General features: G+C 73.1%; 24 protein-coding genes and 1 pseudogene. 14 read left to right on the plus strand and 11 right to left on the minus strand.

Annotation, left to right across the window (positions count from 1 at the left end; genetic code table 11):
• Positions 1 to 13: 13 nt before the first annotated feature.
• Together OHS18_RS47475 and OHS18_RS47480 are read left to right on the plus strand one after the other, a co-directional pair.
• Positions 14 to 457 (plus strand): hypothetical protein, encoded by a 444-nt coding sequence (locus OHS18_RS47475; RefSeq protein WP_328615267.1) that lies wholly within the window; start codon positions 14 to 16, stop codon positions 455 to 457.
• A gap of 181 nt (positions 458 to 638) precedes the next feature.
• Positions 639 to 1,625 carry an Acg family FMN-binding oxidoreductase gene (locus OHS18_RS47480; protein WP_328615268.1) on the plus strand — a complete coding sequence of 329 codons (987 nt, stop codon included), beginning with the start codon at positions 639 to 641 and terminating at the stop codon, positions 1,623 to 1,625.
• A 38-nt stretch (positions 1,626 to 1,663) separates the two neighbouring features.
• On the opposite strand, the gene OHS18_RS47485 is transcribed toward OHS18_RS47480, so the two are convergent.
• A complete protein-coding gene (locus OHS18_RS47485; protein ID WP_328457801.1) occupies positions 1,664 to 2,071 on the minus strand; it encodes a CBS domain-containing protein in 408 nt (135 codons plus the stop codon).
• 210 nt (positions 2,072 to 2,281) lie between these two features.
• Here OHS18_RS47485 and OHS18_RS47490 point away from each other — a divergent pair, with 210 nt between their 5' ends.
• Genes OHS18_RS47490 through OHS18_RS47500 form a run of 3 tightly spaced genes read left to right on the plus strand, consistent with a single transcriptional unit; the run spans position 2,282 to position 4,123 of the window.
• Positions 2,282 to 2,881, plus strand: coding sequence for an Rv1733c family protein (locus OHS18_RS47490; RefSeq protein WP_328615269.1), 600 nt, complete (start codon positions 2,282 to 2,284; stop codon positions 2,879 to 2,881).
• Positions 2,882 to 2,903: 22 nt separating this feature from the next.
• The gene (locus tag OHS18_RS47495; protein WP_328457797.1) at positions 2,904 to 3,419 is read left to right on the plus strand and encodes a universal stress protein; all 516 of its coding nucleotides are present in this window, start codon (positions 2,904 to 2,906) and stop codon (positions 3,417 to 3,419) included.
• Between the two features lie 11 nt (positions 3,420 to 3,430).
• Positions 3,431 to 4,123 (plus strand): CBS domain-containing protein, encoded by a 693-nt coding sequence (locus OHS18_RS47500; protein WP_328615270.1) that lies wholly within the window; start codon positions 3,431 to 3,433, stop codon positions 4,121 to 4,123.
• Positions 4,124 to 4,181: 58 nt separating this feature from the next.
• Here the strand turns inward: OHS18_RS47500 and OHS18_RS47505 are convergent, their stop codons facing one another.
• The 4 genes and pseudogenes from OHS18_RS47505 to OHS18_RS47520 all read right to left on the minus strand — a co-directional run.
• Positions 4,182 to 5,219 carry a zinc-dependent alcohol dehydrogenase family protein gene (locus tag OHS18_RS47505; protein WP_328615271.1) on the minus strand — a complete coding sequence of 346 codons (1,038 nt, stop codon included), beginning with the start codon at positions 5,217 to 5,219 and terminating at the stop codon, positions 4,182 to 4,184.
• A gap of 73 nt (positions 5,220 to 5,292) precedes the next feature.
• Positions 5,293 to 5,886 carry a DoxX family membrane protein gene (locus tag OHS18_RS47510; protein WP_328615272.1) on the minus strand — a complete coding sequence of 198 codons (594 nt, stop codon included), beginning with the start codon at positions 5,884 to 5,886 and terminating at the stop codon, positions 5,293 to 5,295.
• A 242-nt stretch (positions 5,887 to 6,128) separates the two neighbouring features.
• The gene (locus OHS18_RS47515; protein ID WP_328615273.1) at positions 6,129 to 6,602 is read right to left on the minus strand and encodes a PLD nuclease N-terminal domain-containing protein; all 474 of its coding nucleotides are present in this window, start codon (positions 6,600 to 6,602) and stop codon (positions 6,129 to 6,131) included.
• A 109-nt stretch (positions 6,603 to 6,711) separates the two neighbouring features.
• Positions 6,712 to 7,563, minus strand: a pseudogene (locus OHS18_RS47520) (type I glyceraldehyde-3-phosphate dehydrogenase); the annotation flags it as partial.
• On the opposite strand from OHS18_RS47520, the gene OHS18_RS47525 reads away from it, so the two are divergent.
• Positions 7,507 to 8,283: a WS/DGAT domain-containing protein gene (locus tag OHS18_RS47525; protein WP_328615275.1), complete on the plus strand. Its 777-nt coding sequence runs from the start codon at positions 7,507 to 7,509 to the stop codon at positions 8,281 to 8,283. The pseudogene OHS18_RS47520 and the gene OHS18_RS47525 sit on opposite strands and share 57 nt — an antisense overlap.
• Positions 8,284 to 8,289: 6 nt before the next feature.
• Here the strand turns inward: OHS18_RS47525 and OHS18_RS47530 are convergent, their stop codons facing one another.
• The 4 genes from OHS18_RS47530 to OHS18_RS47545 all read right to left on the minus strand — a co-directional run bounded on the left by OHS18_RS47530 (position 8,290) and on the right by OHS18_RS47545 (position 12,632).
• Entirely contained in the window at positions 8,290 to 9,654 is a 1,365-nt protein-coding gene (locus OHS18_RS47530; RefSeq protein ID WP_328615276.1) for a wax ester/triacylglycerol synthase family O-acyltransferase, read from the minus strand.
• A gap of 149 nt (positions 9,655 to 9,803) precedes the next feature.
• The gene (locus OHS18_RS47535; RefSeq protein ID WP_328457781.1) at positions 9,804 to 10,043 is read right to left on the minus strand and encodes an SHOCT domain-containing protein; all 240 of its coding nucleotides are present in this window, start codon (positions 10,041 to 10,043) and stop codon (positions 9,804 to 9,806) included.
• A 13-nt stretch (positions 10,044 to 10,056) separates the two neighbouring features.
• The gene (locus tag OHS18_RS47540; protein WP_328458978.1) at positions 10,057 to 11,076 is read right to left on the minus strand and encodes an Acg family FMN-binding oxidoreductase; all 1,020 of its coding nucleotides are present in this window, start codon (positions 11,074 to 11,076) and stop codon (positions 10,057 to 10,059) included.
• Entirely contained in the window at positions 11,076 to 12,632 is a 1,557-nt protein-coding gene (locus OHS18_RS47545; RefSeq protein WP_328615277.1) for a bifunctional aminoglycoside phosphotransferase/ATP-binding protein, read from the minus strand. The genes OHS18_RS47540 and OHS18_RS47545 overlap by 1 nt, the downstream gene beginning before the upstream one ends.
• Positions 12,633 to 12,947: 315 nt before the next feature.
• On the opposite strand from OHS18_RS47545, the gene OHS18_RS47550 reads away from it, so the two are divergent.
• The 4 genes from OHS18_RS47550 (at position 12,948) to OHS18_RS47565 (ending at position 16,046) form a co-directional block, all read left to right on the plus strand.
• Complete coding sequence (locus tag OHS18_RS47550; protein ID WP_328615278.1) at positions 12,948 to 13,409, plus strand: DUF6292 family protein; 462 nt, start codon at positions 12,948 to 12,950, stop codon at positions 13,407 to 13,409.
• A gap of 27 nt (positions 13,410 to 13,436) precedes the next feature.
• Positions 13,437 to 14,414 carry an Acg family FMN-binding oxidoreductase gene (locus OHS18_RS47555; protein WP_328615279.1) on the plus strand — a complete coding sequence of 326 codons (978 nt, stop codon included), beginning with the start codon at positions 13,437 to 13,439 and terminating at the stop codon, positions 14,412 to 14,414.
• A 139-nt stretch (positions 14,415 to 14,553) separates the two neighbouring features.
• Positions 14,554 to 15,141 (plus strand): Rv1733c family protein, encoded by a 588-nt coding sequence (locus OHS18_RS47560; RefSeq protein WP_328615280.1) that lies wholly within the window; start codon positions 14,554 to 14,556, stop codon positions 15,139 to 15,141.
• A gap of 359 nt (positions 15,142 to 15,500) precedes the next feature.
• Complete coding sequence (locus OHS18_RS47565; RefSeq protein WP_328457769.1) at positions 15,501 to 16,046, plus strand: EF-hand domain-containing protein; 546 nt, start codon at positions 15,501 to 15,503, stop codon at positions 16,044 to 16,046.
• Between the two features lie 235 nt (positions 16,047 to 16,281).
• On the opposite strand, the gene OHS18_RS47570 is transcribed toward OHS18_RS47565, so the two are convergent.
• Positions 16,282 to 18,573, minus strand: coding sequence for an ATP-binding protein (locus OHS18_RS47570; protein WP_328615281.1), 2,292 nt, complete (start codon positions 18,571 to 18,573; stop codon positions 16,282 to 16,284).
• A 107-nt stretch (positions 18,574 to 18,680) separates the two neighbouring features.
• Between OHS18_RS47570 and OHS18_RS47575 the strand changes: the two genes are divergently transcribed.
• From OHS18_RS47575 to OHS18_RS47590, 4 genes are all read left to right on the plus strand, one after another.
• A complete protein-coding gene (locus OHS18_RS47575) occupies positions 18,681 to 20,408 on the plus strand; it encodes a PP2C family protein-serine/threonine phosphatase (protein ID WP_328615282.1) in 1,728 nt (575 codons plus the stop codon).
• The gene (locus OHS18_RS47580; RefSeq protein ID WP_328457762.1) at positions 20,405 to 20,815 is read left to right on the plus strand and encodes a response regulator; all 411 of its coding nucleotides are present in this window, start codon (positions 20,405 to 20,407) and stop codon (positions 20,813 to 20,815) included. The genes OHS18_RS47575 and OHS18_RS47580 overlap by 4 nt, the downstream gene beginning before the upstream one ends.
• Positions 20,816 to 20,940: 125 nt before the next feature.
• Positions 20,941 to 21,285 (plus strand): STAS domain-containing protein, encoded by a 345-nt coding sequence (locus OHS18_RS47585; RefSeq protein ID WP_328615283.1) that lies wholly within the window; start codon positions 20,941 to 20,943, stop codon positions 21,283 to 21,285.
• A gap of 49 nt (positions 21,286 to 21,334) precedes the next feature.
• Positions 21,335 to 21,835, plus strand: coding sequence for a hypothetical protein (locus tag OHS18_RS47590; protein ID WP_328615284.1), 501 nt, complete (start codon positions 21,335 to 21,337; stop codon positions 21,833 to 21,835).
• 261 nt (positions 21,836 to 22,096) lie between these two features.
• Here the strand turns inward: OHS18_RS47590 and OHS18_RS47595 are convergent, their stop codons facing one another.
• A complete protein-coding gene (locus tag OHS18_RS47595; protein ID WP_328615285.1) occupies positions 22,097 to 22,507 on the minus strand; it encodes an STAS domain-containing protein in 411 nt (136 codons plus the stop codon).
• Positions 22,508 to 22,699 lie beyond the last annotated feature (192 nt).

The following is a 22,699-nucleotide window of genomic DNA, read 5'->3' on the forward strand; positions in this document are numbered from 1 at the left end:
GGCGTCCCCGAAGATGGATGGCCCGGCCGGGCTGCAGGCCGTTGCCGCTTACGAACAGCCCGGGCCCCGGTCCCTGCGCCTGCCCGAGGACCTCTTCGTCCACCCGCGGCGGGACGACGCCGGCTGGTGGGACGACGGCCCGTCGATCGTCCTGGCCGGGCCCGAGACGGCCGGGCCGGGACGGGTGCTGGACCACCTCGCCCGGCTCCTGCCCGACGCGCGCAACGCCGTCGTCGTGGCCGGGCAGCGGCTGCCCGGCACGCGATCGGCGGAGCTCGCGGACGGGCAACGGCACGTGAAGATCCGCGGCCGGTACGTGCCGGTACGCGCCGAGATCACCCACTTCGCGGACTTCGGCGAGTACGCGGACGAGGCCGCGGTCCGGGACTGGGCCACCGCCGGGGCGCCGCCCGAGACCGTGTTCTCGTCGAGGGCGAGCCCGACACGGCCCTCGTGACGGCGAAGGCGTTGCACGCCGAGGCGGGCTGGTGCGCGGTCGTGCCCGCCGACGGCGAACGCGTGCCGCTCTGACCGAGGGTCTTTGGTCACCCCGGCTCGTGACGCGCGACCGTCGTCCCGGCGCCGGTCGCGCGGTGATGCTGAAGGGGATCGTCACCCTCCAGAGCCCGGAGCCACCGATGAGCCGACCCCTTCCGACCGTGTTCGACCAGGCCCTCGCCGCGGCCGTGCGCGCGCCGTCCCCGCACAACACCCAGCCGTGGCGGTTCGTCGTGGAAGGGGACGTGATCGAGGTCTGGCTGGACCGGGAGCGCGTCCTGCCGATCGCCGACGCGCACGGGCGGGAAGCCCGGCTGGCGTGCGGCGCGGCCGCGTTCAACCTCGTCATCAGCCTGCGGTCCAACGGCCTCGCGGTGGTGGTGCGGATGCTGCCCGACCCGGCCGAGCCGGACCTGGTGGCCGTCATCCGCCTCGACGGCAACCAGAAGGCCCTCCGGGCCGAACGCCAGCTCGCGGAGGCGGTGTTCCGCCGGCACACCAACCGGCGCCCGTTCCTGGACAAGGACGTGCCGCCCGTGGTGCGCGCCGCGCTGAAGTCCGCGGCACTGCAGGAGGGCGGGCAGGTCGAGTACCTCGACGCGTCGGGCCGGTACTCGACGGTGGCGTCGCTGGTCCGGCAGGCCGAGGCGCTGCAGGCCGGTGACTCGGCGTTCCAGGCGGAGGCGGCGTTCTGGACCCACCGACCACCGGAGAGCCCCGACGGGGTGCCGAAGGTGGCGGCCGGCCCGCCCCCGGACCACCACGGCGTGGTCACGTTGCGCGCGTCGCACGAAGACGAAGACCTGCCGGTTCGCGAATACGAGCAGGAACCGCTTCTCGCCGCGGTACTCACCCGCGACCGGGGGCCGCACGCGGAGGTCCGCGCCGGGATGGCGATGCAGCGGGTGCTGCTCACCGCGACGGCCGAGGGCCTCGCCGCGTCGTTCCTGTCGCAGCCGTTCGAGACGGCGTGGACCCGTGAGTCCCTGGACCACATCTTCACGGGCCTGGGGCAGCCGCACACGTTGCTGCGCATCGGCTACGGCTACCCGACGAGGCTGACGGCCCGGCGCGCGGTCACCGACGTGCTGACCCACCGCACCGCACCGGACGTCACGGCGAACTGACCGGCCGGGTCCGCGGACCCGGCCGGCCGCGGCGGACGTCAGCCCGGTTCGGTGTCGCCCAGACTCCGGAGCGCGTCCTGGAAGGTGACCATGCCGACCACCCGGCCCTCCACCAGCACGGGCAGCGACCGCACGCCCGCGCCGGCCATCCGGCGGGCGAGCGCGGCCACCTCGGCGTCGGGGTGCGCCCCGACACCCGGCGTGCGCATCGCCGCGCCGGCCGTGCGCACCTGCCGGTCGAGCAGCACACCGCTGTCCGGGTCGGCCGGGCCGCGGGTCGCGCACAGGATGTCCACTTCGGACAGCAGACCGAGCAGCCTGCCGTCGCCGTCGATGACCGGCAGCGTCGTGAACCCGCGTCCCGCCATCACTTCGGCGGCTTCTTCGAGGGTCGCCGAGGGCGTTACGGCGACGGTGCGGGTGGTCATGATGTCGCGGGCGCGCATGGTGTTCTCCTGTCCGGTCGCGGAACTCCGACGATGCGGCCCGGACGCCGCGCGGGGACAGGGTCCTAAGTCCTCACCCGGCCATCGGAGGGCCTCGTGATCGGGGCGTACCGGTCCCCGCGCTCCGGGGTCCTACGCCTCTTCGAGCGGACCCCGCGAAAGCCGATCCTGGAAACCGGCAACGTTCCCCGGTCCCGAAAGGCGAAAGTCATGGACACGTCGTCGAACCGCATCGCGAGGATGTGGCACACCGTCCTGCCCCGCCGCGGTTCGGTGGCGCGCCCCTCGGACCGGGTCCAGGGCGCCCTGCTGGCCGTCGCCGTCGTGCTGGCGCTCGCCGTGCTGCCTTTCGCCGCCAGTTTCGGTTCGGAAACCTACGTGCGGCAGCAACAGCAGTCCGCCGAGCAGCTCCGGACCCGCACCCAGGTCGTCGCGACGCTGCTCGCCGACGGGCCGGCGCTCAAGGCGAACACCCGCAGCGGCGTCGCCGGCAGCGGCGAGCCGGCGGACGCGACCTGGACGCTCGCCGACGGCACCTCCCGCGCCGGCAAGGTCGTCGCCGACCAGGGCGCGGTGAAAGGCGACCGGCTTCCCGTCTGGGTGGACGGGAACGGGAACCCGAGCCGGCCGCCGCTGACCGGCGCCGCGGTCGTCATCGAGGCGGTCGTGAGCGCGCTCGGCCTGTGGCTCGGCGCCGCCGGCCTGCTCGCCCTGGCCTGCTACCTGACCGCGCGCACCCTCGACCGCTTCCGCCTCGCCCGCTGGCAGCAGGAGTGGTTCCAGGAACAAGACCGCAAGACCCACTCGTGAAGATGAGGAGAAGGTGATCACCATGACCACGGAACGCGGACGCGACATCGTCGTCGGCGTCGACCATTCGGCGGTCAGCGTCGCCGCCCTGCGCTGGGCGGTCGACGAGGCCGCCACGAGCGGCCGCCGGGTCGTCGCGCTGCGGGCGTGGACGTTCGAGCCGGTCTACGACCTCGGCGCGGCCGTCGCGGGCACACCGCAGGCGGCCGAAGGGATCCAGCGGCGCGAACTCGACGACGTCATCGCGCAGGTGAAGCGGGACAAGCCGCAGGTGGAGATCGAGGGCCGGCTGGTCGAGCACTCGCCGACGGTCGCGCTCGAGGACGCCTCGCGGACCGCCGCGATGATCGTGCTCGGCAGCCACGGCCGCGGCCGCCTGCTGACCATGCTCGTCGGCTCGGTCGCCGAGCACTGCCTGCGCGAGGCGAGCTGCCCGGTCGTCGTCATCCCGGCGCGCACCGTCCCGGAGCCCGAGAAGGCCCACGAAAAGGTCCCCGCTGACCTGGAAGGCACCTACTACCCGGGACCGCTGCTGTGAAGGAGATCCAGATGCCGAGCCGTCGCAAGGTAGGCGGGGTCATGAAGGCCGACGTCCTCACCGTCGCCCCGGACACCCCGTTCAAGGCCATCGCCGTCCAGCTGGCGTCGTGGAACATCAGCGGGGCACCGGTGGTCGACGAAGACCGGCGCGTGCTCGGCGTGGTGTCCCAGGGTGACCTGCTGCAGCACGAGGCCCCGCACGGCCGGCTGGCTTCCCGGCAGGCCAAGCACAAGGCGGACGCGGTGTTCGCCGCCGACCTGATGACCGCGCCCGCGGTCGTCGTGCACGCCGGCGACGACGTCGTCGTGGCCGCCAAACTGCTGGAGGAGCACCACTTCCACCGCCTGCCCGTGGTCGACGGAGACGGCGTGCTCGTCGGCGTCGTGTCGCGGTCCGACCTGCTCCGGGTGTTCCTGCGCACCGACCGGGAGATTCGGGACGAGGTCCGTGACGAGGTCATCCTGCGGGAGATGGCCATGGACCCGGCTTCGCTCTACGTCGCCGTGCACAACGGCATCGTGACGCTCAACGGCGCCGTCGAGCGGGAATCCATGATCCCGGTGCTCGTGGCCCTGATCCGCCGGGTCGACGGCGTCGTCGAGGTGCGCCGGACCCTCACCGCCCGCCTCGACGACCGCGGGGTCTCCCCGGTCCCGCCGGGGCAGGTGGGCGTGCTGAGCAAGCACAAGCCGCACAACTGAACCCCGGTAAGAAGAAGCGGCCACTGTCCGATCCGGACAGTGGCCGCTTCGTCGTCGCTCAGGAGCGGAACAGGGCGACCTTCAGGGCGTTGCTGTCCTGCGGGTGGGCGAAGACGTCGTAGGCCTCGTCCATCTCGTCGAGGCCGAACCGGTGGGTGATGAACCGGCTCGGGTCCAGCCGCCCGGCGGCGAGCATCCGCAGCAGCATCGGTGTGCTGGAGGTGTCCACCAGGCCGGTGGTGATCGTGACGTTGCGGATCCACAGGTCCTCGAGGTGCAGCGTCGCCGGCGCGCCGTGCACGCCGACGTTGGCGACGTGCCCGCCCGGCCGGACAAGTTCTGTGCACAGCTCGAAGGTCTCCGGGATGCCGACCGCCTCGATCACGACGTCCGCACCGAGGCCGCCAGTGGCCTCGGCGACCGCGGTGGCGGCTTCGCCGGGCTGGACGAGCACGTCCGCGCCGAACGACTTCGCGGCGTCCAGGCGGGCGGGTTCCTTGTCCACCACGATGATCGAGCTCGGGCTGAACAACTGCGCGCTGGTGATCGCGGCCAGCCCGATCGGCCCGGCCCCGACGATCGCGACGGTGTCACCCGGCTTGACCGTGCCGTTGCGCACGCCGACCTCGAACGACGTCGGCATGATGTCGGCCAGCATCAGCGCCGACTCGTCGCTCACCCCGGCCGGCAGCACGTAGGTCGAGGTGTCGGCGAACGGGATCCGCGCGAACTCGGCCTGCACGCCGTCGATCCGGTGGCCGAGGATCCAGCCGCCGCCACCGAGGCACTGGCCGTAGGCCGCGACGCGGCAGTACTCACACCGGCCGCAGGCGCTGATGCACGAGACCAGCACCCGGTCGCCGGGCTTCACGGTGGTCACGGCGGAACCGGCTTCGACGATCGTGCCGACCGCCTCGTGGCCGAGGACCCGGCCGCGGTCCACGGTGGGCACGTCACCCTTGAGGATGTGCAGGTCGGTGCCGCAGATGGTGACGGCGTCGATCCGGACGATCGCGTCGGTCGGCGCGGTGATTCCGGGGTCGGCGTGGTCGGTCCAGCTGCGCCGGCCGGGACCGTCGTAGACGAGTGCCTTCATCGGTTTCTCCTCGAGTTGTTTCGGACAGCGCGAAAGGCGCCCGCCGGTTGGCGGGCGCCCGGGGACGCGGGGATCAGCGCAGCCACTTGCGGTCGCCGGTGAGCTCGGCCCACCTGCGGCCGAGGCCCCAGGTGTGTCCGCCGGCCGCGGCGGCCACCAGGATGAGGATCAGCGCGTAGATGATGTGGTAGTCGATGATCGGGTTGGTGGAGTGCGTCGCCTCGCCGGTGCTCATGCTCTGGGCGAACGGCCATTCGGCGGCCCACATCATCAGCATCATGAGCGAGCCGGCGATGGCGCTGAGGCGCAGCCCGACACCCGCGATCACGGCGATCCCGACGCCGGCCAGGCCGAGCATGAACAGCGTGTCGGCCCACCAGGTGCCGGCCCAGGCGTGGAACACGGACTCGAACGGGCCGACGTGCACGCTGCTCAGGAAGCCCTTGGTGGGGGAGCCGCCGCTGATCCAGGCGCCCTTCGACGGGGTCGCGTAACCCAGTCCGAACAGCTTGTCGAGGAACGCCCACAGGAACACGAACCCGGTGACGATCCGCAGGACGGCCAGGATCTTTCCGGCGACCGGGGACCCGGCGACGAAATCGGGGATCGGCGCCGGTTCGGTGGACCGCTGGACGGGACCGGTGTTCTCTTGCGGCTTGATGGACATGGGAAAGCTCCGTTCTTTGTGTGTTGGGAGCAGTCTGTGCCGGTGCCGCAACGGTTTCTGGGGCCGAAGGTCCCCGGCCGGAAGGTCCTTGGGCGCCCGTTCACGGGACCGGGCGGAAAGTCACCCCACCGGAGACGGGCGCTCGCGGGGCCGCGGCGTGGACGGCGGTCCGCTGGGCGCGCGTGCCGCCGCGTCGCTGCGGGTTCAGGCGTGGTGCGCGCCTCGGAAGAACTGCCGGTGGCCTACCGCGCACGCCGGCAGGAGCTTCGAAGAGCGTCACGAACCGGCCGGGGCGCGCGGGCCCGACTCCGAAGGCGTGCTCCGCCCGGAAAAGCCGGGCAGTCGACGGTCACCCGCGGAGAGCACGGTTGCCCAGAACCGCCCGCACACCACCAAAGGCGAGCCGCCGCCGGCGTCGACGGCACCCCGGCGAGCGCGGACGCGATCGCGGTGGCGTCCGGCGAGATGTCCTGCCCGCTTTGCCCGGCGTCGGTCGCGCGCGGCGGCACGCGGCCGGCGGTGAAGTAGGCGATCGGGCCGGCGAAGTTCACCGCGATCGCCAAGGACCACAACCACTTCGGCCCGCGGACCTGATCGGCGGGCCGTCGGCTCAAGTCCCACCACGCACTCGCGGCGAGCGCGACCTGGACGGTACCCGCGACGGCGATCGCGGCGCGTCGCGACGACGGCACGTCACGCCATTCGCGGTGGGTCATGTGCGCTCCTCCTCCCGCGGGAGCCTCCCGGCGGTTCGCTTCGCCGTGCTGAGGCACGAGTGCCCGCCGGGCTCGGTCACCGGCGGGCACCCGAGGCACGGGCTCCCGGTCACGTCAGGGAACGACCGATCAGCTCGACGAGCTCGACCGTGCGGGCGGCGTAGCCCCATTCGTTGTCGTACCAGCCGAAGACCTTCGCCAGGTGCGAGTCGGCCTTCGTCAGGGGCGCGTCGAACACGCACGACGCGGGGTCCCCGATGATGTCGCGGGAGACCAAGGGACCTTCGCTGTAGCGCAGGATTCCCTTGAGATCCCCGTCGGCCGCCTCGGCGAACGCGTGGTTGACCTGCTCGGCCGTCACCGGGCGCTCCAGCTCCACCGTGAGGTCGGTCAAGGAGCCGTCCTCGACCGGAACGCGGACGGCGACCCCGTCGAGCTTGCCGGCCAGTTCCGGCAGCACCAGCCCGATCGCCTTCGCCGCGCCGGTGCTGGTGGGCACCACGTTGACCGCGGCGGACCGCGCGCGGCGCGGGTCCTTGTGCGGCCGGTCGAGCAGCGCCTGGTCGCCGGTGTAGCTGTGGATCGTGGTGAGCATGCCGCGGCGGATACCGAACGTCGCGTGCAGCACCTTCACCATCGGCGCGACGCAGTTGGTGGTGCACGAGGCGTTCGAGACGATGTGGTGCTTCGCGGGGTCGTAGGTGTCCTCGTTGACCCCGAGCACGATCGTCGCGTCGACGCCCTTGCCGGGCGCGGAGATCACGACCTTCCTGGCGCCCGCGGCCAGGTGCGCGCCGGCGGCCTCGCGGGTGCGGAACTTGCCGGTCGACTCGACCACGACGTCGACGCCGTACTCACCCCAGGGCAGCTCGGCGGGGTCGGTCTGCGCGGTGACCTGGATCAGATGGTCGCCCACTCGCAGCGCCTCGCCGGCGCCGCCACGACCGTCTGGCACAGCGCCACCGGCGTCGGCGACCTGGTGGGACCTTCGAGCGCGACCGGGCTGTGGGACGGCGAACCCGGCGTCGAGAAGACCGCCGCTTGGGGCGACCCCGTCCCGCTCGCCGACCTCGCCCGGATCGGCCACGAGACCGGCACGACCGTCAACGACGTCTGCACCGCGCTCGTGGCCGGCGCGCTCGACCGGTACTTCGCGTCGCACGGCACCACGCGCCCCGAGCCGTCCGACCTCGGCTGGCTCATCCCGGTCAGCCTGTCGTCCTTCGACGACGAGCTGCCCGCCGACCTCGGCAACCACTTTTCGCTCGTGCTGGCCCAGCTGCCCCTCGGGCGCCGGAGCTTCGCCGAGCGCCTGGCCGAGGTGCACCGCCGCGTCGCCCGGATCCGCGACTCCTACGAACCCGTGCTGACCTTCGGCGTGCAGTACGTCATCGCGCAGAGCCCGGCGCCGCTGGGCCGGGCCATGAGCCGGTACTTCGCGGGGAAGGGCGTCGGGGTGCTCACCAACGTGCCCGGCCCGCGCGCGGCGATGACCCTGGCCGGCGCGCCGGTCGAGGGCATCGTCGGCTGGGCGCCCTGCAGCGGGCGCCAGGCCATCACGATCTGCATATTCAGCTACGCCGGTCAGGTGCGCTTCGGGTTCGGCACCGATCGCAAGCTGATCCCCGACCCGGACGCTCTGGTCGCCGGGCTCGCCGCGGAGTTCGCGGCGGCCCGGTGAGCCGGTTCACTTCACCGCGTCGCGCAGTGTCAGGACTTCCCGCTCGATCGCCTTGGCCAAGAACCCGGTCTCCGGGACGGTGTCCGCGTCGGCGGTGATCCCGAACGACAGCCGGCCGGCGTAGCTGAGCATCGCCACGCCGGTCCGCACCCGCAGCGCGATCGGGACGTAGGGGTACATCGCGACGATCTCCCGGCCCAGCACGGAAAGCGGCGCGGACGGGCCGCGGACGTTCGTCGTCACGGTGACGACGTTGCGCTGCGGCAGGTGCGCGGCGGCCCGGATCGCCCAGGCGATCGGCGCGAACGGCTCGTGCGCGGCCGACGCGGTGAGCAAGGCGCCCGCGTCGGCCTCCTTGCCCTCCTTGAGGGCGACGAGCCGTTCATGCACGCGGACCAGCCGCTGCACCGGATCGGGGACGTCGACCGGCAGCAACGGCAGCAGCAGCGACACCTCGTTGTCCACTGTGGACCCGGTGCGCACCGACACGGGCACCAGCGTCCGCACGCTGTCCGCGGCGGGGACCTCGCCGCGGTGCAGCAGCAGTTCCCGGTACCCGCCGGTGATCGCGGCGAGCAGCACGTCGTTCACCGTGACGCCGAACCCGACGGCCGACGTCTTGACGTCGGTCAGCGCGACCGACGCGATCGAGTAGCGGCGGTCGTGGCCGAGCGGCCCGGTCAGCGGCGTCGAGGAGGCGGGCATGAGGGCCGAGGTCAGGGCGGCGAGCCCGCGGGCGGCGTCGCTCACGCGGCGGGCCAGCACGTTCGGGTGCAGCAGCTGCTTCGCCAGCAGGCCGGCCTGGTCCCACGGGGTCCGGAGCAGCGTGCCGACCGAGCCGAGCAGCAGCTTCGCGGCACCGGGGTCGACGGCTTCTTCGAACGGAGCCGGCGGCCCGGCGGGCAGGTCCCCGAACAGGATGGTCTGCAGCTCGGTCGCCGCCAGCCCGTCCGCCAGCGCGTGGTGCACCTTGGACAGGATCGCCCAGCGGCCGTCCGGCAGTCCTTCGACGACCCAGAACTCCCACAGCGGCCGGTCACGCTCGAGGCGTTCGCCCATGAGCAGCGCGACGAGGTCGCAGAGGGCCGCTTCGTCGTGCGGTGGCGGGAGGGCGATCCGGCCGAAGTGCGCGGCGGGGTCGAAGGCCGGGTCGTCCACCCAGACCGGCGCCCCGAGGTCGAACGGGACCGTGCGGATCTTCTGGTGGTAGCGCGGGATCGCGTCCAGCCGGCCGGTGACGGCGGCGACGAACTCCTCCTGCGTGGGTGCGGGCCCCTCGACGACGGCCACCGAGGCGATGGCGAGCGACGCGTGGGGGTCCTCGTCCTCGATTTCGAGGAAGGCGGCGTCGAGCGGGCTGAGCCGGTCCATGACGTCCTTTCAGTGCGCGATGTCGACGACCACCCGGCGGATCCGGTCGGGGGCGCCCGGACGACGACCTCGAGCGCGGCACCACCCGGGACGGGCCGGGGGTCGCCCTTCGGGGCGGTGATCTCGACCGGGGCGTAGCGATGGCACGACTACCTCGATCGGGTCAGCGCGTCGCGGCGGCTCTCGTACTCTTCCTGGTCGATCTCCCCGCGCGCGAAGCGCTCGTCGAGGATCCGCCGGGCGGCGTCGTCGGAGGTGGGTGCTTGCCGCCACCGGCGGCCCAGGACCACCGCGACGACGATGACGGCGGTCACCAGGAGCACCATCAGCACGAGCATGCCGAGGCCGCCGGCCCAACCGAGGTTGCCCATGTGGTTCCAGTACGGCATGACGGATTCCCTTCTAGTGGCTCTGGTAGCGGAACTGGTGCTGCGGCGGGGCTTCCAGCGGCTGGAAGACGTCGGCGAGGTCGCGCCGCGGTGTCGCCGGCAGCGGGTCGGCGTTGGCCGGCGCCCAGCCGATGCGCAGCACCATCTGCGGGTACGAGCCGCCGGTGACCTTCTCGGTGACGGACTCGCGGACGTCGGCGATCTCCAGCGGCTCGGTGAGCGGGCACGAGGACAGCCCGAAGGCGGCGGCGGTCAGCAGGACCGCGCTCGTCGCCTCGCCCGCGCGCAGCCGCGACATCCGGTCGTCGGAGGCGGTGCTGAGCACCAGGAGCACGGTCTCGTCGTCCTCGGCCTTGGCGTCGGCCGGCTGGGTCAGCGTCGGGTCGGCGAACGCCCGCGCCCGCAGCGCGCCCGGGGTGTCGTCCGGTGCCGGGGTGTTGCGCGACGGGACGCCGTCGGGCGCGACGTGGCGCCCGCTCCAGGCCGCGAGTTCGGTGCGGTAGGCGGGGTCCCCGGCGTGGCGCCGGGACGCCTCTTCGATCGCGGTCGCGAGGTGGTAGCGGGCCGAGTTCCCGGCCGCCCACAGCACCGTGCCCTCGGGCGCCGCTGCTCGGGCCATCGCTTCGACGTGCCCCCGCGGCACGGTCCACGAGCTGTGGCGGCGCCGGTCGGTGCGTCGTCGCGGGATGGCCGCGGCCATCGCGACCTCGTCCTGGGACGGCTCGTGCTGGTGGAAGGTGACGGCCGCGAGGTGGTCCGGTTCGTCCGGGTTGGGCAGCCGGTGCACCTCGGCGGTCCAGCCGAGGGCGGCGAAGCCGACACGGAGGTGGTGCAACGCCGCGCCGCAACTGAGCAGCAGGTCACGCCCGTCCGGGTCGGTTTCGCGCAGCTGACGGGCCGGATCGGCGTAGAGGTGCAGCGAGCTGTGGCCGATTCGCCAGAACCACGGCTGGGAGTTGTGCACGGACGGCGCGCGGACCGCCATCGCCACCGCGGTCTTCACCGTGAACTCGTCCGGGAACCCTCGGTCCATCATCGGCCTGCCTCGCGATCGGTGTCGGGTTGCTCTGGCTGTTCGACCCTCGCACCGGCGCCGTCCGCACCGGGAGGGCCGGAGTGCCTCTGGGCGGGGGACTTTCGGTGCTCGGGCGCCAGACACCCCACCGCCCGGGCGATCGACTCCCGCGGGGTCCCGGTGGTGGTCAGCGGGTGCGCCTCGGGCCACGGGTCGGCGTCGGCGGCCAGCCGGTGCGCGATCTCCGGGGTGGCGTCCGACAGCGCGGCCCGCCGGGTCTCGATCCGTTGCGCCGCAACGGCTTCCGGCACCTCGCAGCACACGGCCACGACCGGGCTGGTCGCGAGCTCCGCGACGTCGGCGGCGAGCCGGCGGTGCCGGGCGAAGGACCACGACGCGTCCAGCACGACGGTCTCGCCCAGCGCCAGCAGCACGCCCGCGCGGCGCACGAGCTCGGCGTAGGTCGTTTCCGTGTGGGTGTCGGCGTAGAGGCCCTGCCGGTAGGGCTCGGCGGATCGCGGTGCCGGGTCGAGCCCGGCGAGTTCCTTGCGCAGCCGGTCCGACTGCAGCAGCGTGGCGCCGAGCCAGTCGGCCAGCCCGCCGGCGATCGTGGACTTGCCGGTGCCGGGCGCGCCGCCGACGAGGACCAGCCGGACCCGGCCGAGCCGCAGGTGCCGCAACGCGATACCGGCGTACTCGCGAGCCAGCTCGGCGGCCTCGGCGTCACCTTGGGCGGAGCGCAGGCAGGCGACCTTGACCCGGACGAACGCGCGGTAGGCCAGGTAGTGGTGCAGCAGCGCCGGGGGAGCGGGGTCGCCGGCGAACTCGCGGTAGTCGGCCACGAGCTGGTCGGCCAGTTCCGGGGCGCCGAGACGTTCGAGGTCCATCGCGAGGAAGGCGACGTCGTCGAGCACGTCGACGTGGCGCAGGTGGTCGTCGAACTCCAGGCAGTCGAGCACGCGCGGGCCGTCGTCGAGGCAGAAGATGTCGTCGGCCAGCAGGTCACCGTGCCCGTCGACGACGTGCCCCTCGGCGATCCGCCGGTCGAACAAAGCCTTCCGGCCGGCGAGGAAGTCCTCGGCCAGCGCTTCGATCTCGATCGCCGTGGCCGCGTCGAGCACCGTGCCGTGGAAGGGCCGGACCTGCTCGAAGCTGTCGCGCCAGCGGGCCCGGACGGCGTCGCGGGTCTCGTCGGCGTCGATCGCGGGCCCGCGGTCGGCACGGGCGTGGAAGCCGGCGAGCTGCCGGGCCAGCCGCCGGATCGTCGTGTGCAGAGGCACGCCTCGCCGGACGAGCGTGGAGAGGCGGCGGTCCTCCGGCATCCGGCGCATGACGATCAGGTGGTCGCACACGACGCCGTCGGGTCCGGTGACGTCGGAGACGCCGAGGTAGACGTCGGGCGCGAGCCGCCGGTTGAGTTCCACCTCGCGGTGGCACACGCGTTCCCGGGTCTCGCGCGCGGAGAAGTCGAGAAAACCGAGGTCGACCGGCTTCTTGAGCTTGTAGGCGAGGTCTCCGAGGAGGAAGACGACGCCGATGTGGGTCTCGTGCACAGCGGCCCAAGGTGCGTCCATGCTCCGAGGATCTGCCGCCGGCCGAGCGCGGCGAAGGGCGTTAGGTCCCCGGCTTCGCGGCGGAAGTCACGTGACCCGCTCGGCGACGATCGACGGCACGCTGGTCCGCACCATCGTGATCATCGCCGGCTGCGCGGTGCCGGCCCTGCTGCTGGGCGCGGCCACCTTGCGCCGGCGCACGCCTTGAACCCCGGGGACCAAAGTCCCTCGCCGAGGGGACGAAGGCCGACAGCGCGTTCCGGCCGCCACAGCTAGCGTCGGGAGACGGCCGGCCCGCACCGACGTGAAGGCCGGCCGGACCGGACCGACGGGAAGGTGATTCCCCTGCTGACCGGAATCGACCGTGAACACGGACTGCTGCGCGGGCTGACCGGCTACCTCACCGCGGTCGGCGCCGCGGTGGGGGTGGGCGACGAGTCCTGCACGCTGGACGTCGACGTGCCCGTGTCGGCCTACATCGCCCTCGACGGACGGCTGACCCGCTACCCGGGCCGGGACGTCGCGCTCCTGTGGGACGAGCGGCACGGGTGGTCGTTCGGGATGGAGACCCACTCCGGCGAGGACCTGCTGGTGCTCGCCTACCTCGGGGGCGAGCTCGTCCCCGAGCCGCCCCGCGTCCGCGGGTTCGTGGCCGCGGCCCGGTCGTTCGGCGGCCCGTTCGCCGCTCCTGTTCCGCCTGACCTGCGTGACGGCGGAGGCGGCCTGCTTTCCCGCTTGGCGCGGTACCGCCGGGACTCGTGGACGACCGGCGCGTCGTTCCTGCACCAGGTGGGCTGACCGTTCGTCCACAGTGGAGGGAACGTGATGACCGAGGACTGGACGAAGGCCGAGACCGAAGTGCTGGCGCGGTCGCTGATGAGCGCGCCGTCGGTGCACAACCTCCAGCCGTGGCTGCTCGACGTCGGCCCGGACGAGCTCCTGGTGCGCGAGCGCACCGAACTGCGCCTGCCGCACCACGACCCGCTCGGCCGCGACCGCGCCGCGTCGTGCGGCGCCGCTGTCGCCAACCTCGAGATCGCCGTCCGGACCCTCGGCCGGGCCGCGGACGTCGAGTTCCTGCCCGACCCGGCCCGCCCGGACGTCGTGGCCCGCATCGCCGCCACGGCCGCCTCGCCGCCGACCGGCGCGGAACTGCACCGCTACGGCGCGATCGCCCGCCGGGCCAGCCATCGCGCCCCCTTCGAGGACGCCCCGGTCCCGGCCGCCGCGCTGCGGCGGATCGGCGAAACGGGGGCGGCGCCGGGCGTCGAGGCCCGGCTGGTCAGCCCCGGCCGGGAGGTCGCGCAGGTGGCGCGCGTTCTGCGCTTCGCCGCGGAGCAGTACCGGAGCGACGGCGGCTACCAGCGGGAGCTGTCCCTGTGGACGATCCGCGACGAACGGTCCCACCGGTACGGCGTGGGCTTGCCCGCCAGCCGGGTCCCGGCCGGGTCGGTCCCGTGGGCCGGCCTGGTTCGCAGCGCCACGGAACTCCCCGAACCCGCCGACGTCGAAGCGCGGCTGGCCACGGAGTCCCTGTTCGTCTTCGTCACCGCCGACGACACGCGCCTCGACCACATCCGGGCCGGGTACGCGATGGAGCGGGCCTGGCTGACCGCTGTCGACGTCGGGCTGTCGGCCGCCGTGCTCACGCAGCCACTGCACCTCGAACCGGCCCGTTCCGCTCTGTGCGTGGACCTGACGCTGAGCGGGTTCCCGCAGGTCCTCATGCGTGTCGGCTACAGCACCGACATCGACCCGGCCGGACCGCGCCGGGCGGTCGAAGAGGTCGTGCGCCGGCCTTGAACGCCGGGGACCGATTGCCCCCTACCGCGGTACCTAGTGCCCTCCAACGCGGTCCCCTTTTCGGCGATCCTGATAGCACCCGGCGTTCGGGGCGAACAGGGAGGCGGAAGCGATGCTCACGTCCACGCGGTTCAGCAGAATGCAGCACACGCTTCTGCCGGGCCGCGACACGGTGGCCCGGCGTCCGGACCGGATCCAGGCCGCACTGCGGCACCTGCTGCTCCTGCTGTCGCTCGCGGCCGCGGCGGGCGCGGTCCTGCTCGGGATCGGGATGCACGCGAGTGAGACGGCCCGGTCCGGTGAGCAGGCGGCCTCGCGCTATGCCACGACGGCGGTGCTGCTGAGCGACGGGCCCGCGCCCGGCACGGTCGGCCGCAGCGGCACGGTGGGGGAGCCCGGGCCGGCGAGGGCGACCTGGGTGACGCGCGAGGGCCAACGGCACACCGGCGAGGTCGACGCCCTGGCGGGAACGGTGGCGGGCAGCGTGGTGCCGATCTGGCTGGACGCCGCGGGAGCGCCGGTCGAGCGTCCCCTCACCCCGTTCGCGGCGGCCGTCGACGCGGCGGCGATCGCGGCGGGCAGCTGCGCGGCGGTGATTTTCCTTCTGTGGCTGACCTATCGCGGTGCGGTCCTCCTGCTGGACCGGGTCCGTCTTGCCGCCTGGCAGCAGGAATGGCTCCACGTAAGCCGTCCCCGGCGGGATGACCGAAGTCCCGCCGGTTCGTGACCGGTGACCGCAGCGGTCGTGCTCGACTCCGCCGTCCTCAAAGGAGTGAGCGTGAAGGCAGCCGTCGTCACCGACTTCTCGTCCCCGCCGCAACTGCGGGAGGTCCCGTCCCGGAGCCCGGCCCGCGGCAGCCGCCGGTGCGGCTGGAGACCTGCGGGATCTGCCACCCGGACACCCACGACGGACCACACCGGGGACAAGGGCCGTCAGCCGGTCGCGTCGGTTCCGTTCCCCATCGGGCAGTGCGGCGCGAAATGACGCGCCGTTTTGTTGCGGAGAGTGGCGATCACCGTTCTCGTCCAGGGCCGGTGCCCCCTGATTACCGTGACGCGCCAGCTCTTCCCGACGAAAGGACCTCCATGTCCCAGGACCTCCTCGAGCGCAAGTGGTCGAACTTCTTCCGGCACTTCGACGCCGACGGCAACGGCTTCATCGAGCACGAGGACTTCGTACAGCGTGGCGCGCAGGTGGCCGCGGCGTTCGGGTACGCCACCGAGACGCCCGCGGCGCAGGCCGTCACCTCGGGCTTCCAGCGGGTCTGGGAATCCTTGGTGGGCAACCTCGACACCGATGGCGACGGGCGGGTGTCGCGCGAGGAGTTCACCGGCGGCATGACGGTGTTCGCCGACGAGGACCGCTACCAGGACCTGTTCCAGCCGGCGATCGACGCCCTGCTGGCGATGGGTGACGCCGACGGCGACGGGCAGCTGAGCCGGCCGGAGTGGGTGCGCCTGCAGGTCGGCTACGGCACCCCGGAGACCGATGCGGAGTACACGTTCGGCCTGCTCGACACCGACGGCAGCGGTTACCTCTCGCGCGACGAGATCTCGGCCGCCACCCGGCAGTACTTCACCAGCACCGACGCCGAGGCGCCGGGCAACAGCCTGTACGGCCCGCTCGCCTGACGAACTGAGGTAGCGCCGACCCCCTCGGCGGCCGGCGCTACCTCAGCGAGACACGTGTCTTCCGGGTGGCCGCCCCGGCGGTCGCGGCCGTCATTTCCCGGTCTCCGAGCCGGACGCCGAGCTCGTCGGCGAGATGTCCTCGCGGATGTGGTGTCGTCGCCCGCGGCCGGCCGGCCTGCACGCGGAAGCTGATGATGCTGGGCTTGGCTACGGTCGTTCCGTCTGGGAGCCGGTGTCAGCTCTGCGGTCCGGGGTCGGCTTCCAGGGTGAACCACACGGTGGTGCCTTCGCCGGGAACCGAGTCCAGCCAGAGACGGCCGCCGTGGCGCTGGACGATGCGGTCGACGATCGCGAGGCCCGCGCCGTGGCCGCCGCCGTAGGCGTCGCGGGCGTGCAGGCGGCGGAACAGGCGCAGGACGTCCTGCTGGTGGACCTCGGGGATGCCGATTCCGTTGTCCCGCACGAACACCGCGGGCGCGCGGTCGGTGTCCGCGGGGCGCAGCCCGACTTCGACCGTGCGTGGGTTCCCGGCGCGTGCGTACTTCGCCGCGTTCACCAGGAGGTTGACCAGGATCTCTTCGAGCCGGGCGGGATCGGCGTCCACCGTGACGCCGGCGTCGGGCAACGTCGGCCGGACGTCGTTTTCCGCCAGCCGGGCGCCGGCGATCTCCAGTGCGCGGGTGGTCGCGGTGCGCAGGCTGACCGGTTCCCGCCGCAGGTCGGCCTGGCCGAGCTGGGCGAAGTGCAGCAGGGAGTTGACGAGCTCGTCCATCCGGTTGGCCAGGCTTTCGACGGTCTCCAGCCGGCGCAGGGTGGTCGCGTCGAGGGTTTCGCCGGCGTCCTCGCCGATGAAGGCGACGGTCGCGGCGATGCCGCGCAGCGGTTCCTTCATCTCGTGCGCCGCGGCGTGGGCGAAGGTGTCGAGGTCCTGGTTGGCCCGCCGCAGCTGGGTGTTCAGCCCGGCGAGGTGGGCTGCCTGCCGCAGGGTGATCGTGGTCATGGCCCGGCCCAGGTCCGCCGCGACGGCCTCGTCGGCGGCGGTCCACGGCAGGCTGCGTCCGCGGACCACGGCCTGGTAGACGGCGGACGAGCCGCGCGGGGTGAGCCGTTCGCCGTGCGGGCCGAGCTGCACCGGCTGGGCGGGGTCGGCGGCCCAGGTCCGGTCGGCGCGGCGTTCGCGCCGGGTCCAGGCGACCAGATCACCGTCACCGAGGGCCAGCACCAGCACCCCGCTCAGGTCGTCGGCGTGCTGGGCGAGCGCGGGCGCGTGCTCGGTCAGGCACTCGCTGGCCCAGACCGCACCCGCGGTGAGGTCCGGCAGCGCCGGCCACAACGCCGCCAGCGCGGCCGGCGCGACCTCGCCGGCCATGGTCGAGGCGACGCCGTCGAGCCGGAGCACGACGGCGTCGGAGCGGACCAGCTCGGCGAGCAACCCGCCGCTGCCGGGCAGGGACTGCGCGGGATCCGTCTCGAGCGTGCTGACCAGCTCGGACAGCGCCGTCCGAGTCTCCTGGCGCGCACGGGCCGTCTCGGCCTCCTGCAGCGCCGCGAGCTGCAGCGAAAGGGTGACGCCGAAGAACTCGCACGCCGCGCGCACTTCCGGATCCAGCCGCCGGGGTGCCATGCCGTGGCAGGCGATCAGGCCCCACAGGGCGCCTTCGTGCAGCAGGGACACCGACATCGACGAGCCCACGCCGATGTTGCGCAGGTACTCGAGGTGGAACGACGACACGGTGCGCAACGTCGAGTCGGACAGGTCCAGCGGCTCGCTGCTGCCGGGCAGGGCCTGCGGGTGGAGGGCGGAGGTCGCGTCGTCGACGTCGTTGATCACCCGGATCCAGTTGCGTTCGTAGAGCCGGCGCGCCTGGGGCGGGATGTCGGTGGCCGGGAACCACAGCCCGACCCACGGCTCCAGGCCGTCCGCGATGGCCTCGGCGATCACTTCGCCGGGTCCGGCCCGGCCTTCGAAGCGGTAGGCGACGACCCGGTCGTAGCCGGTGATCGCGCGGATCTCGGCGACGGCGGCCGCGCAGACGTCGACCACCGTGCGGCCGTGCTGCAGCCGGGTCAGTGCGGTGCGCACCGAGGGGTAGAACTGCGAGAACCGGAACGGCCGGTGCGTGGTCGCGGGCTCCAGTTCCAGGACGAGCCGGCCGTCGGCGCGGTAGACGGTGACGTCGAACTCCGGCCCGTCCTCGGGGACGCGCAGGGCGAGCAGGCCGCGGTCGCCGGTCGGGGCGTCGAGGGTCTGGCGGACCGCGGCGACGCCGTCTTCGCCGAGCAGGTCCGCGACCGGCGTGCCGATCAGCTCCTCGGGGGTGCGGCCGAGCAGCCGGGTGGTGGTGGAGCTGGCGACCTCGACGCGGCCGTCGTCGGCCACGGCCAGCAGGGCGCCGTAGGACTGGATGCCGCCGAGCCGGTGGATCGGCTCGGTCACGCACACGGAGAAGTCGAACGCCGGTCCGGCCGCGGCTTCCGCCGCCCGGTCGCGCTCGGCGGGGTCGAACGCCGCGCCGGTGTCGGTCATGCCACTCCTCGTGCTGTGCGTGCGGTCGTGTCCGGCCACGGCCGAAGCCGAACCTTACAGTGGGCGTCGTCGCGAACGCGGCACCTCGACGAGCGGAGCGGTACGACGTGTCCACCACCCCCCACGACCCGTGGACGGCCCGGCTGCACGCCCTGTGGCGGGCCGCGTTCGAGGCCGTGACCACCAGGGGCCTGTCCGACGAGCTCTACTCGGGCCTGCTCACGCTGCCGGCGGTCCGCGCGGTGCTCGGGGCCCGCCTGGCCGCCGACGGGATCGCGTCGGTGACGCGCTGGGCCGACCACGACGGGCTTCGCACCCAGCCCGCCGGCCTGGTGGCGGACGTGTGGGCCTGGCGGGCGGGCCGGTCGCCGGCCGGAGTGCCGGTCGTCGGGGAGCACTCACTCGCCGAGGTGGCCGAGGCCGCCCCGGCGTTGGCCGAGCGGCTGCGGGCGGCCGGGGCGACGGAGTTCCTGGTCCTGGACTTCGGGGTCGCGGCGGGGGAGCGGGGCCTGCTGGGGCTGGGCACGTCCGCTGGCCTGCCCGCGGACACGTCCGTCGTCGCCGCGCTGCACCAGGTCGCCGAGGTCGTCGTGGCCACCGACCAGCACGCCAGCCAGCTGCGCGAGCTGGACGACCTGCAGGCCCAGGACGCGATCCTCGCCGAAGCGTCGCTGCAGATGGGCGCCTCCCTCGACATCGACGACACGCTGCGTGCCGTGGTCCGGATCGCGGTGCCCGGCCTCGCCGACGGCGCGGCGATCCACGTCCACCGCGACGGGCGGATGGTGCCGATCGCCCTCGCCCACGTCGACGCCCACCGCGAGCCGACCCTGGCCGCGTCCCTGCGGGCCGGGCAGTGGGCGGGCGAGCAGGTCGTCCGGGGCACGGACCCGGCGTCCTGGGACGAGCACCCGCGACCCTCGGGCCTGCCGGAGGAGGCCAGGCTGCCGCAGATGACGATCAGCGTGCTGCGGGCCCACGGCCGCGACGTCGGCCTGCTGACGTTCTTCCACCGCGAAGGCTCGCGGCGCCGCCCCGATCGGACCTTCCTGCGCAACCTGGCCGGGCGGGCGGCCTTGGCGATCGACAACGCCACGCTCTACGAGCGGCGGCGCCGTGACGTCCTTTCCCTGCAGCAGCACCTGCTGCCCGCGGTGCTGCCGGACGTGCCGGGACTGGAGTTCGCCGCCACCTACAACGTCGCCGACCACAGTCTGGAGGTCGGCGGCGACTTCTACGGCCTGGTCCCGCAGCCCGACGGCCGCGCCACCGCGCTGATCGGGGACGTCTGCGGCCGCGGGGCGCCCGCGGCCGCGCTGACCGGCCTGGCCCGCCACACCCTGGAGACGGCGCTGGAGGAGGGCAGTTCCGCCGAGCACGCGCTGGTGGGGCTCAACGCGAAGCTGCTGCGCCACGACGTCAGCCGGTTCCTCACCCTCGCGACGGCGACCTTCGAGCCCGCGGAGCCGTCCGGCGTCGGGCTGACCCTGCTCACCGCCGGGCACCCACCACCGCTGGTGCTGCGGCGGGACGGGACCGTGGGGCAGCCGCCGTGCTCGGGACGGCTGGTCGGCGTCCTGCCGGAGCTGCGGCTGCGGGCGGCGACCGAGCGGCTCACCCCGGGGGACACGCTGGTGCTCTACACCGACGGGCTCACCGAGGCCCGGGACGACGCGGGCCGGTTCTTCGAGGCGGACCTCGCGCCGACGCTGGCCGGGCTGCGCGGCCTGCCGCTGCCGGAGCTGCTCGAAGCCCTCGTCACCGGCGGCGGCCGGTTCCAGGTCGGCGACGACGCCGCGGTCCTGGCGATCCGGCACACGGGAGCGGCGGCATGACCCCCGACGAGCGGCTCGTCCTGGTGGTCGAGGACAGCGCCGAAGACCGCGAAGCCATCCAGCGCGCGCTGACCCGCACCCACCCGGAGCTGGAACTGGAGTTCGCCCCGGACGGCGACGCGGCGATCGCGCGTCTCACCGACCCCGGCCCCGACCGGCCCGGGCTCCTGTTGCTGGACCTCAACCTGCCGGGCCGCGACGGCTACCAGGTCCTGGCCGACCTGCGCGCGAACCCGGACCTGGCCGGGCTGACGATCATCGTCTTCACGTCGTCGACCACGTCGGCCGACATCGAACGCTGCTACGCCCTCGGGGCGGACAGCTACGTCTACAAGCCGGTCAACTTCCACCTCTTCCGGACCGTCCTGCAGGGCGCGGTCGACTACTGGCAGGCCGGTACGGGCTGACGTCCGCCGGTCATCCCCGCACCCGTCCGGATGCCGTCACCGCCGACGCCGGCAATCCGGACGGGTTCACGCTCCGAATGACCTGGGGGACGGCCCTGCGACAGGTGACGGAGTGAGGTGGGCGGATGGGCACACGCGGCCCCTCGTCGAACCGGTCCACCACGCCCGGCGTCGCGGCGGACGTCCTCAGGCTCCGATCCGCACCCGAGCTGGCGGGCACCGACGAGGCGGAACGGGCTTTCGCGCCGGCGTTGGCCGTGCCGCCCGGCACCGCCGTCGTGCTGGACCTGTCGGCGGTGACGTTCCTGACGCCGGAAGCCGTGGTCCCGCTGCTGGCTCTCGTCGAACGGTGTGCCGCGGATGGCAAGGCCCTGCTGATCGTGGCTTCGACCTACGTGCGGCGGAAATTGGTCTTGCTGGGCCTGGATTCCTTCGTTCCCTTGCAGCCGCCCGGCCGACGATCTCCGTGATCGCGCCGAACGTGGTACGCGGGCGTTCCGGGTGGGATACCGTCGCCGCATGATCGACACTCGACGACCTGGTGATCGGCCTGCCGGAGGTACGGCGATCGCCGCGCTGGTCCTGGCTCTGGTGTGTGCTCTGTGGACGTTGTGGGGGATCGGGCAGAACCTGTACCTGCTCGTCGCGGTTCCCGATCAAGCGTTCGATTGGGCGTTGGTCGTGTACGCGTTCTTCTGCGCCGTCGAGCTCGGCGTGCTGGGGCTGGGTGCCGGATTGCTGGTGGCGCGCCGGGGTGCGGGACGGTGGCTGATCCTGGCCGGCGGGGTGCTGGTCGCGGTCCAGGCGGCGGTGAGCGTGCTGATCTTCTTCATCCTCAACGGCGGGTTCGACTGGGATGCGAGGGGCGCGGTCACGTTCCTCGTGTTCGGGCCGGTGATGGTGCTCCCGGCGGTGGCTGCCGCGGTGCTGGCCGCGCTGCCGAGCACGGGCCGCTGGTGCGCGAGCCGTTCCCTCCCGGTCCCGCACCCGGCGACGGCGCCGCAGCAGCGGACGTGGTGATCCCCCGCGATGCGGCTACGGGGTGGCGCCGGTGGTGATCACGCTGGTGCGGGGCCCGGCCGGCTCGAGGCCCGTGAACGGCGCAGATCGTCGTGATCTCCGAACCCGGACCGAGAGCGTGTCGATCCGTGTTCAGAGATCGCGAGAGCGGGGTATTCGCGGTTCTGAGTCCCTCCGTGCTTGGCGGGATTCGTCGATGGCGTCGGTTCAGCAGCGAGCCGGCGCCATCGTCGTGTCATCCGCCGCTGCTGCGGCGGGACTTCAGGCCGTCTCGGGTGTGGCGTCCGCCGCGGTGGAGCGGGTGAGCCGGCGCACGGCTGTCTCGACGTCCGGCATGATCTTGATGTCGCGGTCCAGCTGCAGCAGGGTCAACGGTCGCAGCACCACGTACTGGCTGGTGGCCACCAGCAGCTGCCGGCCGTCGCCGGTGATCCGCCGTCCGGCGGCCAGCAGCTGCCCGAGGACGCACGAGCCGCAGAACGTCACCTCGGTCAGATCGACCACGACCGGTTTGGCCGCGGCATCGGCCAGCGCCAGGCTCGCGCCGAGCAGCGGGTCCGCGGCCAGGTCCAGCTCGCCGCGCGCGTGGATGATCACCACTTCACCGCGGTCGACGGTGTCGATGCTGAACGCGGGACTGCCGGGGACGGGTAGTCCAGACGAGAAGGGCATAAGAGGGTCAACTCCAGAACAGCAGGTCAGTTCCGTGCGCCCGGCCCGTGAGGCGGAGCCGGCGCCGCATCCGGCGGACTGAGAAGCTGGCTGTTGAACCTCTCCACGACGAATCTTACGCGCCGGTACCGACATTTCCGTGATGATGTCCCGGCTCATCGCGGCCGCGCACCTGATTGTGACCTACTGGTT

Source organism: Amycolatopsis sp. NBC_00355 (assembly GCF_036104975.1).
GTDB lineage: Bacteria > Actinomycetota > Actinomycetes > Mycobacteriales > Pseudonocardiaceae > Amycolatopsis.